This window comes from Streptomyces sp. DH10 (assembly GCF_029813805.1).
Classification (GTDB): Bacteria; Actinomycetota; Actinomycetes; order Streptomycetales; family Streptomycetaceae; genus Streptomyces; species Streptomyces coeruleofuscus.
This window is the reverse complement of the sequence record NZ_JARVKU010000002.1, coordinates 352,219-371,637: the sequence shown is the minus strand read 5'-3', so window position 1 is coordinate 371,637 and position 19,419 is coordinate 352,219. Positions and strand designations below refer to the sequence as shown.

Sequence of the window (19,419 nt, the reverse complement as noted above, 5' to 3'; positions counted from 1 at the left end):
TCGGAGCAGTCATTCACTCGACCGGATGGCATATTCCAGGGGAGACTTCCAGTCAGGCGTGTCAGGGGGTAGCATCCCGCGCTTTGCCGGACGGAAGGTCCCGGACCAGGCAGGTTCCCGGACCACGGACGGTCAGCGCGCGTAATCCTTCGCGAGGCGCTCGATGAGCTGCCGCGACTGGTCCACGTTCAGCGACTGGGCGCGCAGGTGCTCGTACATCACCGTGTACTTCTGCACGTCGAGCGGCTTCTCCAGGTACAGGTCGCTGGTCACGCCCTCGATGTACACCACGCTGGAGTCGGCCGCGTCGGCGAACTCCAGGATCGAGTACTGCCCGTTGATGCCGGCGTGCGCTCCGACCTCGAACGGCAGCACCTGCACGGTGATGTGGGGCAGCTGCGACATCTCGATGAGGTGCTCCAACTGCTCGCGCATCACCTGCCGGCTCCCGACGACCCGGTGCAGGGACGCCTCGTCCAGGACCACCCACAGCCGCAGCGGGTCCGTCTCGGCGGTGATTCGGCCCTGCCGGCGCAGCCGGACCTCGACGCGCTTGTCGTTGTCCGCCTCCGAGGCCTCGGGCGAGCCGCCCCGGATGATGGCCTCGGCGTACGCACGCGTCTGCAACAGGCCGGTGATGATCTGGGGTTCGTAGACCCTGAGCGACTCGGCGTCCGTCTCCAGGCCGATGTAGACGCTGTACGGAATGTCCCCGAAGGCGTGCCACCAGCCCTGCTGCCGGGAGTCCTTGGCCATCTGCATCAGCGAGTCGACGATCCGCTGGTCCTCGACCTCGTAGACCCCGCACAGGTCCCTGACGTCGCGCTGGCTGATGCTGCGCCGCCCGTTCTCCAGCCGGCTGATCTTCGACTGGGACACCAGCAGCCGCTCGGCGACCTCTTCGGCCGTCATGCCCTTGAGCTCACGGAGCCGACGCAGCTCCTGGCCCAGCCGGCGCCGCCTGACGGTGGGATTGACATTGGACGCCACGGGACGTGCACCTCCGGCTGCGTGCCTCTACTTTGCGTATCTGCTGCTGAGCAGACTGCCACCAAGGTGCTTCCTACCGCTGGGAAACGGTGGATATGCGACGGGTACACGCCAGTTCGGACAGACACGCCGAGCGGGGCGGGGAGAGTGTGTGCTCTCCCCGCCCCGCTCGGACAGCGGCTCCCGTGACCGGGTTCGTGGGCGCGGCGTCGTGCTCGGGTCGCCGCGCGGCTCAGTGGGCCACGGCGCGCGCCATGGTCCCGTGGCGCGGTTGCATCGGAACACCACGGGCGGGTTCCGGTGCGGGCCTGGCTCCGCCGGCGGCCTGGCGGCCGGACGGGGCCGGGCTGCGGCGCGGCTGGGCCGCCACGCCGTTCTGGACGTCCATCACCGCGTGCGCGACGAGTCCGCCCATGGGGTCGTGCCTGATCAGGTCCCGCAGCCGGGACCGAGAGGAGCGCCCCTCGTTGCCCGGATACAGGTGCTTGCCGAGGCCGACCGCGTGTGCCAGGGCGGCGAGCGCGGCGGTCCGCGGGTCCGGCGGTACGCCGGTGCGGATCGCCGAGTCCAGCCGGGCCCTGATCTCCCGGCTGATGTCGTTGTCCGTCGCCTGGTAGCGAGTCGTCGGCAGCACTCCGCACATCTGGCCCGCCACGGCATGCACCATGCCGCACCGCTCCAGATGGCTGAGGTAGGTCTGGCGGAGCCCCAATCGTGGCCCGCCGATCCAGTGAACGGCCCGTACGGGAGCGCCGCGCCTTCGCAGCAACTCCAACGCGCAGTCCAGAGTTGGATCTCCAGTCGGCCGTGGTACAACCACGGCGATACGATCCCCGTCTGGGGCTATCCGTCCGGCCAGTGCCAGCTCCACTAGCTGTGCACCGGCCAGACCGAGGTCGAGCGACTGCGGCTGCGCAGTGGTACCCGTGGCCGGGTCCAGTGCCAGCAGCAGAAGCTCTTCCGGAAGTGTTCTGCGGCTCCTGCCCATCCATGCCTCCCCGCGTGGATGAATGACAGGGTGACCCCTCTCACATTGGTCTGTCGAGGGTGCGTGACCGGTTCGTAGTGGAACCAGTAGGTATGTCGTTCTCGTCTACCGGATGGGTCCAGTCCGCACACAGGACACTGGTACATGGTTCGGACAGCGCCGGGGAGCGGTGTCACGGGCGGCGGTTCACGGTTCGGTACGCGCACGCGGGTGGTGCGGCGCGAGGAGGAGGCATCGGTGGCGGGCGAGTCCCCCGACAGGTCGAAGCAGCGCGAGTCGTCGGCAGAACCGACGTCGGGGAGCGCGAGTCCGGTTCCCGAGGCCAGGAGCGAGGCCGCACCCAAGCGCGACCCGCGCCTCGCGGTGGCCCGGGACACGGAGAGGTCCGCGAAGCGGGGCGGCGCCGATACGGCGACCCGTGTGCTGTCCGCCCGGACGGCGGAGAAGCCGGGCGAGGCGGCCGACGCCGAGCGGGACACGGGCGAGACCGATTCGACGGCTGACGCCGAGCGAGAGGCTGACGCCGAGCGGGGCGAGGGCCAGGCGAGCACCGAAGGCACGGTGGCCGACGCCGATGCCGAGCGGGGCTCGGGCGAGGCGGACTCGGCGGCTGAGGCCGAGCACGACGCCGACGACACCAGTGCCGAGGTCTCGGTGACTGAGGCCAAGCAGGGCGACAGCGACGCGGGCACCCAGGGCGCGGCGGCTGACGCCGAGCAGGACGAGAGCGACGCGGGCACCGAGGGCGCGGCGGCTGACGCCGAGCAGGACGCGAGCGACGCCGGCGCCGAGCGCACGGCAGCCAACGCCAAGCGCGACCCCCGCAAGACCGACTCGGCCGCCGACACCGACCAGGACGCCGACGACGCGGGTACGGCGGCTGACGCCGAGCAGGACGCCGACGACGCGGGTACGGCGGCTGACGCCGAGCAGGACGCGGGCGAGGCCGACTCGGCCGCTGACGCCGAGCAGGACGAGAGCGACACCGGCGCCGAGCGCACGGCAGCCGACACCAAGCGCGACCCCCGCGAGACCGACTCGGCCGCTGACGCCGAGCAGGACGCCGACGACACCGGTGCCGAAGGCACGGCGGCCGGCGCGTCCCAGCGGTCTGCGGAGGAGGTCGTGAAGGACTCCGGCGAGTCCTCCGGCTCCGGTGAGCGCGGGGACGACGCCACCGCCAGTGACGGGCGGCTGCGGGACGCCGTGGCCGCGTGGGTCGCCTCGGCCGATCAGGACGAGGAACCTGCCGCAACCGAAGAGCGGGCCGAAAGCGCCGGGAAGGGCGCTGAGGACGGCCAGGAGGCGGCTGAGAGGGCGGAAGAGGCCACGGAGGCCGACACGGACGGCAAGAAGCCTGAGAAGGCCGCTGAGGCCGACGTGGACGCCCGGGACGGCCAAGACGCCGAAGGCGCGGACGAGGCCGCCACCGACGTCGAGGACCGGCCGAAGGCCGACGGCACGGACAACGCTGCCACCGGCGTCCAGGACCGGCCGAAGGCCGACGGCACGGACAACGCTGCCACCGGCGTCCAGGACCGGCCGAAGGCCGAAGACTCGGACGAGGCCGGCGAGCCCGAGGCGGACCGTTCCGCCACCGGCGCTTCCGGGGACGCCTCGGCGGACACGACCACCTCCGACGACACCGACGACACTCCCGAGAAGCCCGAGACGGCCGAGGCCGACGGCGCGGACGAGGCTTCCGAGTCGGACGGCACCGACACCGACAAGGGCGAAGCGAAACCCCCCGTCGACCAGCCCACCGCCGTCTTCAAAGCCGTACGGCCGCCGGTCGATCAGCCGACGACCATGCTGAAGCTCGGCGGTGCCACCAAGGACGCCAAGGACACCAAGGACGCCAAGGCCGCGCCCGAGAAGGACGCCGAGCGGACCAGCAAGTTCGTCGCGCTCAAGCCGCTGGACGACCCGGCGGCCCGTAAGCCGGCGACCGCCCCCGCCCCGGCCGACGCCACCGCCCCCGTCCCCACCGTCGGCCCCGAGCGGACCACCCAGCAGCCCCTGCCGCCGCGGCCGCCGCTGGACCTGCTGGCCGAGCTGACGAACACCCCGCCGCCGCCGGACACCCCGCTGCGGACGGCCGTGCGGCGGGTGAAGATCTGGACGCCGCTGGTGCTGCTGCTGGTGATCGTCTTCGGCGTCGTGCAGAGCGTTCGCCCGCTGCCGGCGCCCACGCTGGAACTCACCGCCGAGGACAGCTACACCTTCGAGGGCGGCAAGGTCGACATCCCCTGGCCGGCCAAGGGCCAGGCCGCGCTCGACGTGCAGGGCATCGGCACGTTCGGGTCCTCCGGCGAGCAGAAGCCCGTGCCGATCGCGAGTGTCGCCAAGGTCATGACCGCCTATGTGATCCTCCGCGATCACCCGCTCAAGAGCGGTGCGGACGGGCCGAAGATCGACATCGACCAGGCCGCCGAGGACCAGTCCGACGCCGGCCAGGAGTCCACCGTCGACGTCACCAAGGGCGACAAGATCAGTCAGAGGGAGGCTCTGGAGAGCATCCTGATCGCTTCCGCGAACAACGTGGCGCGGCTGCTCGCCCGCTGGGACGCGGGGTCCGAGAAGGCGTTCGTGGGCAAGATGAACGACGCCGCCAAGGACCTCGGCATGAAGAACACGACGTACACCGACCCGTCGGGTCTGAACAACACCACCGTCTCCACGGCCGTGGACCAGGTGAAGCTCGCCAAGGCGGCCATGGAGCAGCCCGCCTTCCGTGAGGTCGCGGCGATGATGTCGTACGTCGACTACAAGGGCACCAAGCACGACAACTGGAACCGCCTGGTCGGCTACAACGACGTCACCGGCATCAAGACCGGCACCACCACCTCGGCGCTCGGCAACCTCGTCTTCTCGGCGAGGAAAGAGGTCAACGGCGAGACCCGCAGGATCGTCGGCGCCGTCGTGCGCCAGCCCGCCGGCGGCCCGGACAACACCATCCTGGGCGCCGCGCTGCACGAGGGCGACAAGCTGATCAAGGCCGCGCAGGGCGCGCTGGAGTCGGCGACGATCCTGAAGAAGGGCACCGTCGTCGGGTACGCGGACGACGGCCTCGGCGGCCGTACGCCGGTCGCCGTCACCGAGGACGTCACGGCGGTCGGCTGGGCGGGCCTGTCCGTCAAGCTGACGTTCGCCGCTGACGAGCTGCCGCACACGGCGAAGGCCGGCAAGAAGGTGGGCACGCTCACCGTCGGTGACGGCAGCACCAACGCGGTCAAGGTCCCGGTCGCCCTCCAGAAGGACCTCGTGGAGCCGGGCTTCGCGGACAAGCTCACGCGCATCGGCTGAGCCGGCTCGCCGGCCCGCACGACCGCACCCCGCCGGTAACGGCCCGTCCGGGCGCCGCCCGGCGGGGTGCGTGCTAGCGTCGCGAACCGGGCAGGCCGCCGTCCGCGGCGGCGCGGCCGTGAACCGCTGACCAACGGGGCACGGCCGGGACGAGAAGACGAGAACAGAAGACGGGACACGGGGAGTGCCTTCGAGTGGCCACTGCGGAGCCGACACGCGCCGACGACGCCGAACCGGGCCCGGTAGCCGGCCCGCGAATACGCCTGCCCGCAGCCGGGGAAGGCAGCAGCCGCGACGGCCGTGACGGCGACTCCCCCGACCTCCCGCAATCCAGGTTGCCGGCCGTCGTACTGACGCTGCGTGAGCGCATGCTGCGCCACCCGGTGCTGTCCATCACGGGCCTGGCCGGAGTGCTCCACGTCGTCTGGTTCTTCACGTTCGCGAACAGCGGCGGCGATCTGGCCGCGCAGGACGCCTGGGCCGAGTTCGTCGGCCGGCACCCGGACTCGGCGTACAACCTCGCCTGGTACGGCGGGATGCACCCGGTGTCGTACAGCGTGGTGTCGCCGTATCTGATGTCGGTGCTCGGCGTGCGGACGACGATGATGATCGCGGGGACGGTCTCGGCGGGGCTGCTGACCCTGCTGCTCCTGCGCAGCCGGTCCGTCCGCAACCCGCTGTGGGCGTCGCTGGCCGGCGTGTTCGGGCTGTTCTGCAACGCGGTGTCCGGGCGGGTGACGTTCGGTCTGGGCATGATGTTCGCGCTCGGCGCGGTCGCGGTCGTGTTCTGCTGGCCGTACCGGTGGCGTTACAAGCGCTGGGCGAAGGCGCTGTCCGCGGCGCCGCTGGCCGCGCTGGCCACCATGGCCTCGCCGGTCGCGGGTCTGTTCGTGGGCCTGGTCGCGGTGGCGCTGTTCCTCCAGAAGCGGCGGCCGGGCGCGTGGGCGCTGGGGCTGGCGCCGAGTGCGGTGGTGGCGGTGTCGGCGTGGCTGTTCCCGTTCTCGGGGACGCAGCCGATGATGATCGGCTCGGTGCTGCTGCCGCTCGCGTTCTCGGTCCTCGTCTTCGTCCTGGTGCCGGAGGACTGGAAGACGGTCCGGCTGACGGCCGCGGTGTACGGGCTGGGCGTCGTGCTGGTGTGGCTGGTCAGCTCCCAGATCGGTTCGAACATCACGCGGCTGGCGATGCTGTTCGCCGGGGTGGCGCTGGTCGCCGCGCTGCCGTTCACGGTGCCGCGGAGCCGCAAGTGGTACGCGGCCGTCGTCGCGCTCGTCGGTTTCGCCGGGTGGATCGGCTTCAAGACGGTCGACGACATCGTGCACACGGCCCCGGCGGCGTCCTGGTCGCGCACGCTGGCGCCGCTGGTGAACGAGTTGCAGGAGGTCCGCGCCGAGAAGGGCCGCGTGGAGGTCGTCCCCGCCCGCTCCCACCGCGAGGCCTCCGCCCTCGCGCCCTACGTCAACCTGGCCCGCGGCTGGAACCGGCAGGCCGACATGGAGCGCAACCCCCTCTTCTACGACGACACGCTCAACTCGGCGAACTACCACGAGTGGCTGAAGCGCTGGGCGGTGCACTACGTCGTGCTGCCGAAGGACGAGCCGGACGGCGACGGGGGGCAGCGGGAGCGGGCGCTGGTGCAGCGCGGGCTGCCCTATCTGACCCAGGTCTGGGGCGACGCCAACTGGCAGTTGTTCAAGGTGACCGACCCCACCCCGCTGGCCGAGCCGAACGCGGTCGTCGACCGGGCCGAGCAGGGCGAGATGATCCTCCAGGTGAAGAAGGCGGGCCGGATCCTGGTCCGCATCCCGTACTCGCCGTGGCTGAGCATCGTCGACGCCGAGGGCAAGAGCCTGAAGCCGCCGCAGGAGACGGAGGCGTCCAAGGACCGTCCCGAGGACGAGCCGAAGACGTACGTCAACGTCAACGGCTGCCTGACGGAGACCGAGGAGGACGCCCACGGCGACAAGTGGACGGAGCTGCTGGCCCCCAAGGCGGGCACGTACCGTCTGGCGGCCCCGTACCAGCTGCCCAGGGGAACGCCCTGCCCGGAGGAACTGCGCTGACCCTCAGCGGAGCCGGTCCACGTGGGTGTCGGTGCCCGGCACGGTCGGGATGAACGGCGCCACCAGTTCCACTCTCCCCAGCCCCGACTCGGCCACCGCCGCGTCCAGGCCCCTGAAATGGGGGTCCCAGCACTCGCGCGGGTCCGCCTGGAGGAACCACAGCAGGGTCAGCCGGGTGTCGACGCCCTCGACCTGCTTGACGTAGGTCATGCGGTCGCCGGGCAGCGGGGTCGGGCGGAAGACGGTCACCATCGCCGCCGGGGAGCCCGCGAGCCGCTTGGGCAGGTGGCGGGAGCGCAGCCACTCCAGCAGCTGCGGGCGCTGCTCGGGCGCGCCGGCCTCGACGACCTGGAGGACCAGACCCGCGTAGGGGTGGTCGAGGGCGTGGACGTCGCGCGGGCCCGCCGCCCCGTCCCGGTAGACCGTCGCCTCGTGGTCCTGGAACGCCGTGAGGACGTGGGTGCGGTCGTGGTAGACGCGGCCGTCGCGGTTGAGGCGCTTGTTGATGGCGACCGTCCAGCGCATGTGGTCGTCGTAGCGGCCGGCGGTGATCCAGTACGTGGAGAGGTAGCAGCCCGTGGTGACGGGCTGGGCGACAGCCGACTTCTCGGGGTAGCGCAGGAGTTGCAGGTCCCGGGTCGCCACCCAGCGGCGGCCGGCGTACATCCAGGGCATGGCCATCGCGCCGGCGTAGTAGTGGTCGTCCTCGTACCAGCGGTTGTAGGCGTACTCGTGGCCCGGGTGCGGTTCGACCATGGTGATCAGGGCGTGGCCGGGGCGGGTGCCGTAGGGGCCGACGGCGGCCAGTTCGGCGTACAGCTCGCTGCGGGTGTCGTCGCTCATGCCCTTCCCCTCTGTTGGCGGCTGGCTCATACTCTGACGCTCCGTCAGATAATGCGCCAGGGTTCCGGGGAGGCTTCGATGCCGCTGCTCGCGGGGAAGACGGTCGTCGTGTCGGGGGTCGGGGCCGGGCTGGGGCGGCAGGTGGCGGCGGCCGTCGTACGGGACGGCGGCTGTGCCGTGCTCGGGGCCCGCACGGAGGCGAACCTGGCGAAGACGGCCGCCGAGCTGGACCCGGACGGGTCGCGCACGGCGTACCGGGCGACCGACATCGCCGACGAGGCGCAGTGCGAGGCGCTGGCGGGGCTGGCGCGGGAGCGGTTCGGGCGGATCGACGCGGTGGTGCACGTGGCCGCGCTGGACGGCCACTTCGGTGGTCTGGAGGACGCGGACTTCGAGGCCTGGCGCTCCGTCCTGGACGTGAATCTGCTGGGCACGCTGCGGATGACCCGGGCCTGCCTGCCGTCACTCAGACAAGGCGGCGGGTCCGTCGTGTTCATCGGGACGCAGTCGGCGGTGGCGGCTCCCTCGCAGGTGCGGCAGGCGGCGTACGCGGCGTCGAAGGGGGCGCTGACGAGCGCGATGTACTCGCTGGCGCGGGAGCTGGGGCCGTACCGGATCCGGGTCAACACCGTGCTGCCGGGCTGGATGTGGGGCCCGCCGGTCCAGGCGTACGTGCGGTTCACCGCCGGCCGGGAGGGCGTGTCGGAGGCGGAGGTGCTGGGCAGGCTGACGGGTCGTACGGCACTGCCGGAGCTGGCGACGGATGCGGACGTGGCGGACGCGGCGGTGTTCCTGGCCTCGGACCGGGCGCGGGCGATCACGGGCCAGTCGCTGCTGGTGAACGCGGGTGAGCTGATGCGCTGAGGGCGATTTCCGGCCACGCGACTCGGTTCACGTACATAAACGCAAGTCATCTCACCGAACTTTTTTACGGTCTCTTGACCTTCCTCTTCCTTGCCGTGCGCACGTCACCGAACCCAGAGTTCACATGCCTGACCCTGGCGGCGCACCCGTGGAAGGGGACTCATGAACGGTCTCGACTGGGCCGTGCTCATCGGCTACTTCGCCGTGATGGTCGCGATCGGCGTCTGGTCGCACAAACGCGTGGACAACGTCAGCGACTTCTTCACCGCAGGCGGCAAGATGCCGTGGTGGCTCTCCGGCATCTCGCACCACATGTCGGGCTACAGCGCCGTGATGTTCACCGGGTACGCGGGCATCGCCTACACCTACGGCGTCACGTCCTTCGTCACCTGGTCCTTCCCGATCGCCCTCGGCATCGCCATCGGCTCGAAGCTGTTCGCGCCGCGCATCAACCGGCTCCGCTCGCGGCTCCATGTGGCCTCCCCGCTGGAGTACCTGAAGAACCGGTACGACCTGAAGACCCAGCAGGCGCTGGCCTGGTCCGGCATGCTGCTGAAGATCGTGGACGTGGGCGCGAAGTGGGCGGCGATCGCGACGCTGCTGTCCGTCTTCACGGGGATCTCCCTCAACCAGGGCATCCTCATCACCGGCGGCATCACGGCGATCTACTGCACGATCGGCGGCCTGTGGGCGGACGCGCTGACCGAACTCGGCCAGTTCATCATCCAGTTGCTGGCCGGCATCGCGATGTTCGTGGCGGTGTTCGTACGCCTCGACGACCACGGCGGCTTCTTCGGCGTCTGGGACTCGCCCGAGCTCCAGGGCCACGAGAAACCGCTGGTCGGCCCGTACGGCACGGTCTTCCTGCTGGCGTTCCTCTTCATCAAGCTCTTCGAGTACAACGGCGGCATGCTCAACCAGGCCCAGCGCTACATGGCCACCCCGAACGCCAAGGAGGCCGAGCGGTCGGCCCGGCTGTCGGCGATCCTCTGGCTGGTCTGGCCGCTGGTGCTGTTCTTCCCCATGTGGATGTCCCCGCTGCTGGTCGAGTCGCAGAAGGCCGACGGCTCCGACTCCTACGCCCTGATGACCGAACAGCTCCTCCCCCACGGCCTGCTGGGTCTGGTCATCGTCGGCTTCTTCTCGCACACCATGGCCATGTGCTCCTCGGACGCCAACGCCATCGCGGCCGTGTTCACCCGGGACTGCGCGCCGGTGATCTGGGCACGGGCACGGGCCTGGAACCAGCGCCAGGGCCTGCGGGTCGCCCGGGTCGCGACGGTCGTCTTCCTCGGCCTGTCCATGGCGGCGGCGACGCAGGTCAACTCCCCCGCGTTCAAGGACATCATCACGGTCGTCATCAAGTGGGTGGCCGGTCTGATGGGCCCGATGGCGATCCCGATGATGCTGGGCCTGCTGCGGACGTTCCGCCGCTCCGGACCGACGGCGGCCCTCGTCAGCTGGTCGATGGGCCTGCTCGCCTTCTGGCTGGTGAACTACCCGATCCACTGGAACGTCGAGGGCGGCGTGCCGCTCCAGTACCAGGTGTCGATCCCGCTGGCGGTGTCGCTGGTCCTCTACATCCTCGTCGGCTACATCAAGCCGGAGGACACCCCGGAGCGGCTGGCGCTCATCGAGAAGATCAACACGGACGGGGACGGGGCGGCGTCGGCCGCGGTTCCGGTACCGGCCGGGCCGGCGGACGACGTGGTGCGGACGACGGTCAAGGACTGAGGCACGACGGTCAAGGGCTGAGGCGCAACGATCAAGGGCTGAGGCGCAACGGTCAGGGGCTGAGGCGCAGGGACCGCTGGGTGGGCTCAGGCCCTCGGATAGCGGGCGAGCCACCCCGGCGACGACCCACCGGGCCCGTGCAGGGCGGGCCCCTGGGTCATCTCCATGGCGAAGTCGTCGGCCAGTTCCAGGATCGTGGGGCGGCCCTCCAGCTCGGCCAGCCAGGCCGGGGGGAGGGCCGTCTCGCCGTGCAGGGCGCCGAGCAGCGCGCCCGTCAGCGCGGCGGTGGCCGCGGAGGGGCCGTCGTGGTTGACGGCGAGAGTCAGTCCGTGCCGGACATCGGAGGCGACGAGGGCGCAGTACACGGCGGCGGCGACGAGGCTCTCCGCCGTACCGGCCCCGCACAGCTCCGCCACGCGCTCCGGCCCGGGCAGCCCCTGCCGTACGGCACCCAGCGCGTGCTGGAGGGCGTCCGACACGGGCTGGTGCCCGGGCCGGGCGGCCAGCAGCGCGAAGCCCCGCTGCACGGCACCGTCGATGCTCTCCCCGAGGGCGAGGGCATGCACGATCACGGCGTACGCGCCCGCCGCGAGATATGCCGTGGGGTGACCGTGGGTCTGGGCCGCGCACTCCACCGCGAGCTGGGCGACGAGCTGCGGCTCCCACCCCACGAGCAGCCCGAACGGGGCGGACCGGGCGGCGGCCTCGGGTCCGAGCTCGCCGGGGTTCTTGGGCGTCTCGGGGGTCCCCATGGTCGCGTCACCGAGTCCGAGGAGCAGCGCACTGCTCGGATCCCTGCGCGCGTACAGCCACTCCTCGCGCGCGAGCCACCCGTCGTCCTTGCGCCGCTCGTCGGGCCCCCAGTCCCGCTGGGTGGCGGCCCAGCGCAGATACGCCCGGTGCAGGTCGGTGGGCGGATGCCAGGCGCCGGTGTCCCGCCGCACCTGGGCCCGTATCAGCCCGTCCACGGAGAACAGGGTGAGCTGGGTGAGATGGGTGACGGCACCCCGTCTGCCGTAGGCGGGAGCCAGGTCGACCAGCCCCTCCGCCCCGTACGCCTCCCTGATCCCGTCGATCCCCAGCCCGTCCACGGGTGCACCCAGCGCGTCCCCGAGGGCCAAGCCGAGCAGCGTCCCCCGCACCCGGCTGCGAAAGTCCTGCTGCTCCGTACGCCCCCAGACGGCACCGGCAGTCGCACCCACCTTGACCTCCCAGGGACCGTCCATATGTACGACAGCTCTGCACTGTAATCGAACGGGGACGGCGGGCCGCCCGCAGTGCGTTCACTTTCCATCTATTGCAACGACCTCTCTCGGGTCGTTGCTTTGATTTCCAATCCGTTGCAACGATTATGAGGCTATGACCTGCAGCTATCACGTCTTCGCGCAACGAAGTCATTGCCTAATCTTCGAACGCAACGTAGCTTTTCCATTGTTCGAAACAACGAGCCAGAGGAGAGCACGATGCAGAAGTTCGACACCCCCGCCCCGGTCACCGCCGTCCTTGACATCCCCGCTGGACGTGTCCAGTTCATCGCCGCGGACCGTGCCGACACCACCGTCGAGGTGCTGCCCGCCGACGCTTCCAAGAGCCGCGACACCAAGGCCGCCGAGCAGACCGCCGTCACCTACGCCGACGGTGTCCTGCGGATCAGGGCCTCGGCCGCCGCCGGCCGGCTCCTCGGCCCCTCCGGGGCGGTGGAGGTCACCGTCCGGCTGCCCGCAGGCTCCCGCGTCGAGGCCAGGTCCGACAGCGCCGAGCTGCGTGGCGTCGGGCGGCTCGGCGACATCGTCTTCGAGGGCGCGTACCGCAGGATCAAGATCGACGAGGCCGCGAGCGTCCGGCTCACCGCGAGCGACGGTGACGTCGAGGTCGGCCGGCTGGGCGGCCCGGCGGAGATCAGCACCGAGAGGGGCGACATCCGGATCGCCGAGGCCCTGGGCGGCACGGTCGTGCTGCGCACGCAGTCCGGCGACATCTCGGTCGTCGCCGCCGCCGGCGTCTCGGCCGCCCTGGACGCGGACACCGGCTACGGCCGTGTCAGCAACTCCCTCAAGAACGACGGCACGACCGCACTCGACATCCGCGCCACCACCTCGCACGGCGACATCACCGCCCGCAGCCTCTGAACGAACAGCGCCAGAACTGTCCGACCGAGCCCATCACCAGGGGGAACCATGACGAAGAACAGCACGCCCGCGACCGGTTCGACATGGACCGGCATGGTGCCGGTCGACGACACGGCCCTGGCCGTCACCGACACCGGCGGGCCCGGGATCCCGGTGATCTACCTCAACGGCCAGTTCGCCACCCAGGGGTACTGGCGGCGGGTCATCGCCGAACTGGGGCCGGGGTGGCGGCACATCACCTACGACGAGCGGGCCCGCGGCAAGTCGAAGCGTTCGGCGGACTACTCCTTCGAGGCCGCCGTCCGGGATGTCGACGCCGTTCTCGCGGCCCGGGGTGTGGACCGGGCGCTGGTGGTCAGCTGGTCCTACGGAGCGGTCGTCGCGGCGCACTGGGCCCACCGGAACCCGGAGCGTGCCATGGGGGCGGTCCTGGTCGACGGCGCGTTCCCGTACGACTGGCTGGACGAGGCCACGGAGCAGCGCATCCGGAAGCTGTTCCGGCGCCTGGGCTGGTTCATGCCGCTGCTGCGCCCGACGGGCCTGACCCCGCGGATGACCGCCGCACAGCAGGCCGAGAGCAACATCGAGCTCGGCAGGCTGTCGCGGGAGCGGGAGCTGGGGCCCGTGCTGGGCGGCATCACGGTCCCGGTGCGGTACGTGGTCGCTTCGGGTACGTCCTTCGGCAGCCGCGGTGACGAGCAGGAACGGATCCGCTCCGGCCTCGACGCGGTGACGGCCCAGAACCCCAACGTCCGGATCGCCGCGAAGGTCGCCAGCAATCACGGCGCGATCCTCAAGAAGGACTTCCGGGCCATCGCCGATGCCACCCGCGAGGTCGCCGACCTCCACAACGGGGAGCACTGATCATCATCGCCGTCCGGATCGACCGCGTCCGTCCCGCGCAGGGTCCCCAGTGCCTCGCGCGGGACGTGTCACGTACCGGGGTCCTCGCTCGGATCCGCGAAGTCCCGCAGCAGGGCGTCGGCATCCTGGGAAGAACGCAGCCGCACTCCGGGGTCTCCCGTCACGCCCAGATCGCGGCGCATCGCTTCCCTCATCGCAGCTATCAGTGCCCAGATGTCATGCTGCGCCTCGGCGGCCGACCGCGTGCTCTCGCCAGGGCGTGGGTTGCCCTGCTCCAGGCGTTTGACCTGTCCGTAGACCCTGGTAAGAGCGCCGTTCACCTCGCCGGCCGGGGCGATCACCGTGTCAGGCGCGATCATCAGCGCCTCTGACCAGCGGTCCCGGTGGGCGTCCTTGGCGGCTTCCAGCACCTGTATGTCCTCGTCGCCGGGCGCACGGTCGCGCAGGACGTACAGATGGCGGCTCAGCGCCGTGCAGAACTGCCGTGCCTCGCGGTGCAGTTCCGAATAGCAGCGCCGCCGCAGCTCCCGATTCTCGCGGGCCTCCTGGACGGCCTGGGTCATCTCCAGCTCACGCCTCTTGGCCCTCTCGGCACCCTGCTGGGTGAGCAACGCGCCCCCGAGCGTGCCCGCCACACCGGCCACGGCTATCAAGACCGCCCCAACATCCATGGGATCACCCTAGATCGGCGGCATCGCACAAGTCCCTGTGTGTCATGGGCAGTTCTGCCCACACCGTCTTGCCGTGGGCCGGGGCCTCCACCACGCCCCAGCGGTTCGCGTACGCCTGGACGATGCGCAAGCCGTGTCCGCCCTCCGCGAACTGCTCCGCCGGGGCCGGGAGGCGCGGAACCCGGTCGCCACGGGCGTCGGTCACCTCGATACGGAGCGTGCGATCGGCTCGGCGTAGCGTCAGTCGCAGCCGGAAGTCCCTGCCCAGGACCCGGCCATGCAGTACGGCGTTGGACGCCAGCTCCGCCACGACCTGCGCGGCAGCCTCGTACGGCTCGCCCCAGTCGTCGAGTTGGCGTTCGGTGAGCAGCCGGGCCAGTCGAGCACCTCTTCGAGTAGCGGACAGCTGCACCGCGAAGTGATGGGTGGGGGCGGTGATTTGGGCGGGGGATTTCCGGCTCATGTCACCCAGCGTGGCCGCACCTCCCTACCCTGAACAGCAACGACCCCGGTACGGAGAGTGACTGTCCGGACGCGTGGCGGGGTCGTACGGCTCGTACGTCAGGAGGGGAAGGCGTGGAGGACGAGGAAGCGGCGGCCGTGCTCAGGACGGTCGGGCGGCAGATCAAGATGTGGCGCGAGGCCGCGAGGTTGACGCAGCCGGAGCTGGGTTCGGCCATCGGGTACGGCGAGGAGATGGTTTCGTCCGTGGAGCGGGCGAGACGGATTCCCAAGCCGGACTTCTTGGACAAGGCCGACGAGGTGCTCGGGGCCGGGGGCAAGATCTCGGCGATGAAGAAGGATGTGGAGGAGGCTCGGTATCCGAAGACCGTGCGGGACCTGACGAAGCTGGAGGACCAGGCAGCCGAACTAGGGGCCTACGCGGCTCTGCACATCCACGGGCTGTTGCAGACACCGGAGTACGCCCAGGCGTTGTACGCGATGCGGAGGCCCGCCTACACCGAGGACGCGATCGAGCGTCACGTGGCCGCGCGCATGGCACGGAAGGTCGTCTTCGATCGGTCCCCGCCCGCTGGTCACCTTTGTCCAGGAAGAGATGACACTGCGGCGCCCCTTCGGGAGCAAGATGGTTCTGCGCCGACAGCTCGAACACCTGTTGGAGGTAGCGGAGTTGCGGCACGTCGAGATTCAAGTAGTACCCACGGACCGGGAGGACCACGCGGCTGTAATGGGCTCGTTCAGGCTGCTGAAGCTCCAGGACGGCAAGGCGCTCGGTCACACGGAGAGCCAGCTGTACGACCGCGTGATCAGCGACCCAAAAGACGTACAGGTCCTCGATATGCGCTATGGCATGATCCGGGCGCAGGCCCTCTCGCCTCGCGAGTCACTGGCCTTCATCAAAAAAGTGCTGGGAGAAGAGACATGACGCCCACCCCACTGACGTGGATCAAGAGCAGCTACAGCGGAAACGACGGCCCCGATTGCGTCGAGGTCGCCATATCCCCCACCCCCCACTCCACGGTCCACATCCGCGACTCCAAGAACAAGGACGCCGCCCGCCTGGCATTTACCGACGGCGCCTGGTCCGAATTCCTGGAGTTCGCGGTGAGGCGCTGAGTCTCAGTCCTGGGCGGGGGCCGCTTCCTCAGCGACGCTGTCGTTCTCTTCGGCCTCCGCTCGCTCCTTCTTCAGAGCGAGTTCCCGGGCCAGGGCCTCCGAGTAGAGCCTCATTTCCGCCTCTTTGCGCTCGTCGAACACCGATGCCTCCTTTGCATGCAGGGGTGTTGAGGCTCCCAAAAAAATTCGACCAGACCACAAGCCTCTTGACTCAAAAGGCTACCCCGCCGCCACCCAATAGGTCACCATCGAATTACATTCGCACACAGGTAATTCGTACGCCGTTCACTCGGCGAGGATGGACCCGAGTACCGCACGGTCGGTATCCGAAAGGCGTTCCAGCGCACCGGAGTCCAGTTCACGGACCGTCTCCACATCGGTCCGGGCCTCCTCGGACCGCCCCATGAGCGCGTGCACCACCGCCCGGCGGCACAACGCCCAGACGTATCCCGGCCGGAGTTCCACCGCCCGGTTCAGGTCGGCGAGGGCCTCCGTGTGGTGGCCGAGGACGGTGTGGGACGCGCCCCGGCTGGCGTAGGCCGAGGCGTAGGCGGGGTCCAGGGACAGCGCGCGGTCGAAGTCGGCGACCGCCTCCTCGTCGCGGCCCGCGGCGCGCAGCGCGTCGCCGCGTTCGCAGCGGGCCCAGGGCCAGTCGGGGCTCAGGGTGAGGGCCTGGTCGAGGTCGGCCAGTTGGCGTCGGGGGTCGCGCAGCGCGCGCCAGACCCGGGCGCGGCGGGCGAGCGCCCAGGCGTAGTCCGGCTTGAGGTCCAGTGCCCGGCCCAGGTCGAAGAGGGCGGCGTCCAGGTCTCCGCGGCGTTCGTGCGTGGCTCCCCGGGACGCCCAGGCGAACTCGTTGGCCGCATCGAGGCGGATCGCTTCGCTCAGGTCCTGGACGGCCTCGGCGTCGTGCCGGGCGAGCCGGTGGTGTTCGCCGCGCAGGGCGACGTACCAGGAGTTGTGCGGCTCCAGCGCGACGGCCCGGTCCAGGTCGGCGATCGCGGCGTCGTCGTCGCCCAGCTCCCTGCGGATTCCGGCCCGGTGACGGTAGGCGACGGCCAGTTCCGGATCCAGGGCGACGGCCCGGTCGTACTCGGCGAGGGCCTGCGGGTACGCGGCCTGTCCGCGCAGCTCGTCACCCCGTACGGCCCGGGCCCGGGCCTGAGTGGGCGCGTCGAGCACCGCGCGGCGCAGGAGCAGGCCGAGTGCGGTGAGGACGCCCTCCGCGTCGAGGGCCGCCGCCAGTTCGGTGCCCCACTCGGCCAACGCCGCCGTGTCCGCGTCGTGTCCGGCGTCCACCAGCGCACGCGCCCACTGCGCGGCCACGCCCGCACCGGCGTCGCAGGCGTGGACGAAGTCCCGCAGCGTCTGCGGCAGCGCGTCCCGTTCACCGGCGCAGAGGAGGTGGTACACCTCGGCCAGGCGCAGGTTCCGCCACGTCTCGTCGGACCACGGCTCGGCCCCGCCGGCCTCGGCCTCCTCCCGCCAGCCGCCGAACGTCCGCGCCAGGTGCCGCTGTCGTTCGGCCCACCCGCGCGGCGACCGGCTGCGCTGCGCGCGCAGCATCGGTGCCCGTACGACGTCGTGGTAGCGCAGGCGTCCCCCACCGCGCTCGACGACGAACGGCATGCCCCGCAACCACGCGTAGAGGGGCTCCAGTTGGTCCTGGGGGCAGTCGGTGACGGCCCGGAACACGTCCGCGTCCAGCCATCTCGGCAGCGCGCAGGCCAGTGCGGCCGCTCGGCGTGCCGGGTCCCGCTCCCACCTCAGGAAGCGTTCCACCGCCGTGGCGCTCGGATCGCCCACGTCGTCCGGATCGGTGGGGCGAGATTCGGCGAGGGTGGAGACCAGGACGGGGAGCCCGCCGCTGAGGCGCAGCACCTCTTCGACGACCGGTTCGGCGGTCACGCCCTTGCCGGCGAGCAGGCCGCGGGCCTCCGTCTCGGTGAAGGGGGACAGCGCGACGTCCGTCACGAAGTCCGTCAGACCGCCCCACAGGGCCGTGTCCAGGGGGCGCTGGCCCGCCGTGACCACGACGGCCGTGGCCGGCATGGCGCCGTAGCGGTCGGTGATCATCGCCTGGTGCAGCCAGTGGTCCAGGTAGGGGGCCGTCCGCTCGTACGTGTCGAGGAAGAGGGCGATCCAGGGAGCCGAGGCGGCGGCCTCCGTGAGCTCGCGCAGGAGCACCGGTGTGAGCACCTGCTCCGGGGCGAGGACCAGCCGCACGTCCTCGTGGTCGCGGAAGCGGGCCAGCACGCTCTCCCGGAACCGGTCCACTCCGCCCGCGAGTTCCTCGGCGTCGAGCAGGCCCGCAAGGGGGCCGACCACCGGGACCATACCCAGCGCGACCGTCCCGGCCCGGGCCACGATCCTGCCGCCCGCCGAGGGGCCCGCGTCCTCCGCCTGCGCGTCCAGGGCGGCGAGCGCGGCCAGTTCGGCCTCGTGCCGTCGTTCGTCGTGGGCGGCGAGCATGCGGTTGAGTTCTTTCAACCGGCGGCCCTGCGCGGTGAACTGGCGGCTGATCTCCGCCATCACCTCCGGCACGCTGCCGGCGCTGTCGTCCACGTACGCGGTCAGCGCGCCCTGTTCCCGGGCGATCTGCTCCAACTCCCGTAGGAGGAAGGTCTTTCCGACGCCCGCGTTGCCGTGGACGTGGAAGCGGAAGCGGTGGCGTTCGTCCTGCGGAGGAGTGCCGAAGTTCGCGCGGAACAAGGCCCGTTCGGCGGCCCGGCCGACGAAACCGGTCCGGGTCCGCTGCCGTATCAGGTCCTGCATCGAAGGCCTGGCCTGCGCCATCCGTACGTCCCCTCGCCTCACCCGTCCCGCTTCCGCCGTCATTGTGTCGCGTCGGCCGTCGCCGCTCGGGAAGAATGATCGCCATGGCCACCTCCCCAACTTCACGCCGCGGCGCGCTGCCTCTGGCCGCCGCCCTGCTCACCGCCTCGGTCGCGCTCTACATGGCGCTGGTCGCGTTCGGGAACATCACCGACTTCGGCACCAACCAGCAGTTCGTCCGCCATGTTCTCGCCATGGACACCACGTTCAAGGACGAGGACCTGATGTGGCGGGCCGTCACCAGTACGGCACTTCAGGACACCGCCTACGTCCTGATCATCGTCTGGGAGACCGTCGCCGCGCTGGTCCTCATATACGGGACCTGGCTGTGGGCCAGACGCGACCAGCAGCAGGCCCGGCGGATGTCCACCTACGGCCTGCTGATGGTGCTGCTGCTGTTCGGGGCCGGGTTCATCGCGATCGGCGGTGAGTGGTTCTCGATGTGGCAGTCGAAGAGCTGGAACGGGCTGGACGCCGCGACCCGGGTGTTCCTGTTCAGCGGGCTCGTGCTGATCGTCAACCACTTGCCGTCCAAGCAGTCGGACCCGGCTGCCTGA

Annotated in this window: 16 protein-coding genes and 1 pseudogene; 9 read left to right on the top strand and 8 right to left on the bottom strand. The window is 70.7% G+C overall.

Annotated elements, in window-relative coordinates:
• Positions 1-132 precede the first annotated feature (132 nt).
• The gene (locus QC385_RS05315; RefSeq protein WP_059424099.1) at positions 133-990 is read right to left on the bottom strand and encodes a helix-turn-helix domain-containing protein; all 858 of its coding nucleotides are present in this window, start codon (positions 988-990) and stop codon (positions 133-135) included.
• Positions 991-1,222: 232 nt separating this feature from the next.
• Positions 1,223-1,978, bottom strand: a complete 756-nt coding sequence (locus QC385_RS05310) for a GOLPH3/VPS74 family protein (protein WP_059424097.1) — start codon at positions 1,976-1,978, stop codon at positions 1,223-1,225.
• 144 nt (positions 1,979-2,122) lie between these two features.
• Between QC385_RS05310 and QC385_RS05305 the strand changes: the two genes are divergently transcribed.
• Both QC385_RS05305 and QC385_RS05300 read left to right on the top strand, forming a co-directional pair.
• Positions 2,123-5,284 carry a D-alanyl-D-alanine carboxypeptidase gene (locus QC385_RS05305; RefSeq protein WP_443032839.1) on the top strand — a complete coding sequence of 1,054 codons (3,162 nt, stop codon included), beginning with the start codon at positions 2,123-2,125 and terminating at the stop codon, positions 5,282-5,284.
• Positions 5,285-5,478: 194 nt separating this feature from the next.
• On the top strand, positions 5,479-7,347 hold the full coding sequence (locus tag QC385_RS05300; protein WP_279540092.1) for an MFS transporter: 1,869 nt from the start codon (positions 5,479-5,481) through the stop codon (positions 7,345-7,347).
• Positions 7,348-7,350: 3 nt separating this feature from the next.
• Here the strand turns inward: QC385_RS05300 and QC385_RS05295 are convergent, their stop codons facing one another.
• Entirely contained in the window at positions 7,351-8,190 is an 840-nt protein-coding gene (locus tag QC385_RS05295; RefSeq protein WP_279540091.1) for a hypothetical protein, read from the bottom strand.
• Between the two features lie 78 nt (positions 8,191-8,268).
• Between QC385_RS05295 and QC385_RS05290 the strand changes: the two genes are divergently transcribed.
• Entirely contained in the window at positions 8,269-9,054 is a 786-nt protein-coding gene (locus QC385_RS05290) for an SDR family oxidoreductase (protein WP_279540090.1), read from the top strand.
• Positions 9,055-9,216: 162 nt separating this feature from the next.
• Complete coding sequence (locus tag QC385_RS05285; protein WP_279540089.1) at positions 9,217-10,788, top strand: sodium:solute symporter family protein; 1,572 nt, start codon at positions 9,217-9,219, stop codon at positions 10,786-10,788.
• Between the two features lie 86 nt (positions 10,789-10,874).
• On the opposite strand, the gene QC385_RS05280 is transcribed toward QC385_RS05285, so the two are convergent.
• Positions 10,875-11,990 carry an ADP-ribosylglycohydrolase family protein gene (locus QC385_RS05280; protein WP_279540088.1) on the bottom strand — a complete coding sequence of 372 codons (1,116 nt, stop codon included), beginning with the start codon at positions 11,988-11,990 and terminating at the stop codon, positions 10,875-10,877.
• Positions 11,991-12,251: 261 nt separating this feature from the next.
• Between QC385_RS05280 and QC385_RS05275 the strand changes: the two genes are divergently transcribed.
• On the top strand, positions 12,252-12,917 hold the full coding sequence (locus tag QC385_RS05275) for a DUF4097 family beta strand repeat-containing protein (protein WP_279540087.1): 666 nt from the start codon (positions 12,252-12,254) through the stop codon (positions 12,915-12,917).
• A gap of 48 nt (positions 12,918-12,965) precedes the next feature.
• Complete coding sequence (locus QC385_RS05270; protein ID WP_279540086.1) at positions 12,966-13,781, top strand: alpha/beta fold hydrolase; 816 nt, start codon at positions 12,966-12,968, stop codon at positions 13,779-13,781.
• Between the two features lie 68 nt (positions 13,782-13,849).
• On the opposite strand, the gene QC385_RS05265 is transcribed toward QC385_RS05270, so the two are convergent.
• Positions 13,850-14,452: a hypothetical protein gene (locus QC385_RS05265; RefSeq protein WP_279540085.1), complete on the bottom strand. Its 603-nt coding sequence runs from the start codon at positions 14,450-14,452 to the stop codon at positions 13,850-13,852.
• Positions 14,453-14,456: 4 nt separating this feature from the next.
• On the bottom strand, positions 14,457-14,915 hold the full coding sequence (locus QC385_RS05260) for an ATP-binding protein (protein WP_279540084.1): 459 nt from the start codon (positions 14,913-14,915) through the stop codon (positions 14,457-14,459).
• A 113-nt stretch (positions 14,916-15,028) separates the two neighbouring features.
• Between QC385_RS05260 and QC385_RS05255 the strand changes: the two are divergent.
• Positions 15,029-15,839, top strand: a pseudogene (locus QC385_RS05255) (helix-turn-helix domain-containing protein).
• Positions 15,836-16,030, top strand: a complete 195-nt coding sequence (locus QC385_RS05250; RefSeq protein WP_279540083.1) for a DUF397 domain-containing protein — start codon at positions 15,836-15,838, stop codon at positions 16,028-16,030. Before QC385_RS05255 ends, QC385_RS05250 begins: the two are co-directional and overlap by 4 nt.
• Before the next feature lie 3 nt (positions 16,031-16,033).
• Here the strand turns inward: QC385_RS05250 and QC385_RS05245 are convergent, their stop codons facing one another.
• Both QC385_RS05245 and QC385_RS05240 read right to left on the bottom strand, forming a co-directional pair.
• Complete coding sequence (locus tag QC385_RS05245; RefSeq protein ID WP_279540082.1) at positions 16,034-16,171, bottom strand: hypothetical protein; 138 nt, start codon at positions 16,169-16,171, stop codon at positions 16,034-16,036.
• A gap of 144 nt (positions 16,172-16,315) precedes the next feature.
• A complete protein-coding gene (locus QC385_RS05240) occupies positions 16,316-18,823 on the bottom strand; it encodes a tetratricopeptide repeat protein (RefSeq protein ID WP_279540081.1) in 2,508 nt (835 codons plus the stop codon).
• An 83-nt stretch (positions 18,824-18,906) separates the two neighbouring features.
• Between QC385_RS05240 and QC385_RS05235 the strand changes: the two genes are divergently transcribed.
• Complete coding sequence (locus QC385_RS05235) at positions 18,907-19,419, top strand: DUF2165 domain-containing protein (RefSeq protein ID WP_279540080.1); 513 nt, start codon at positions 18,907-18,909, stop codon at positions 19,417-19,419.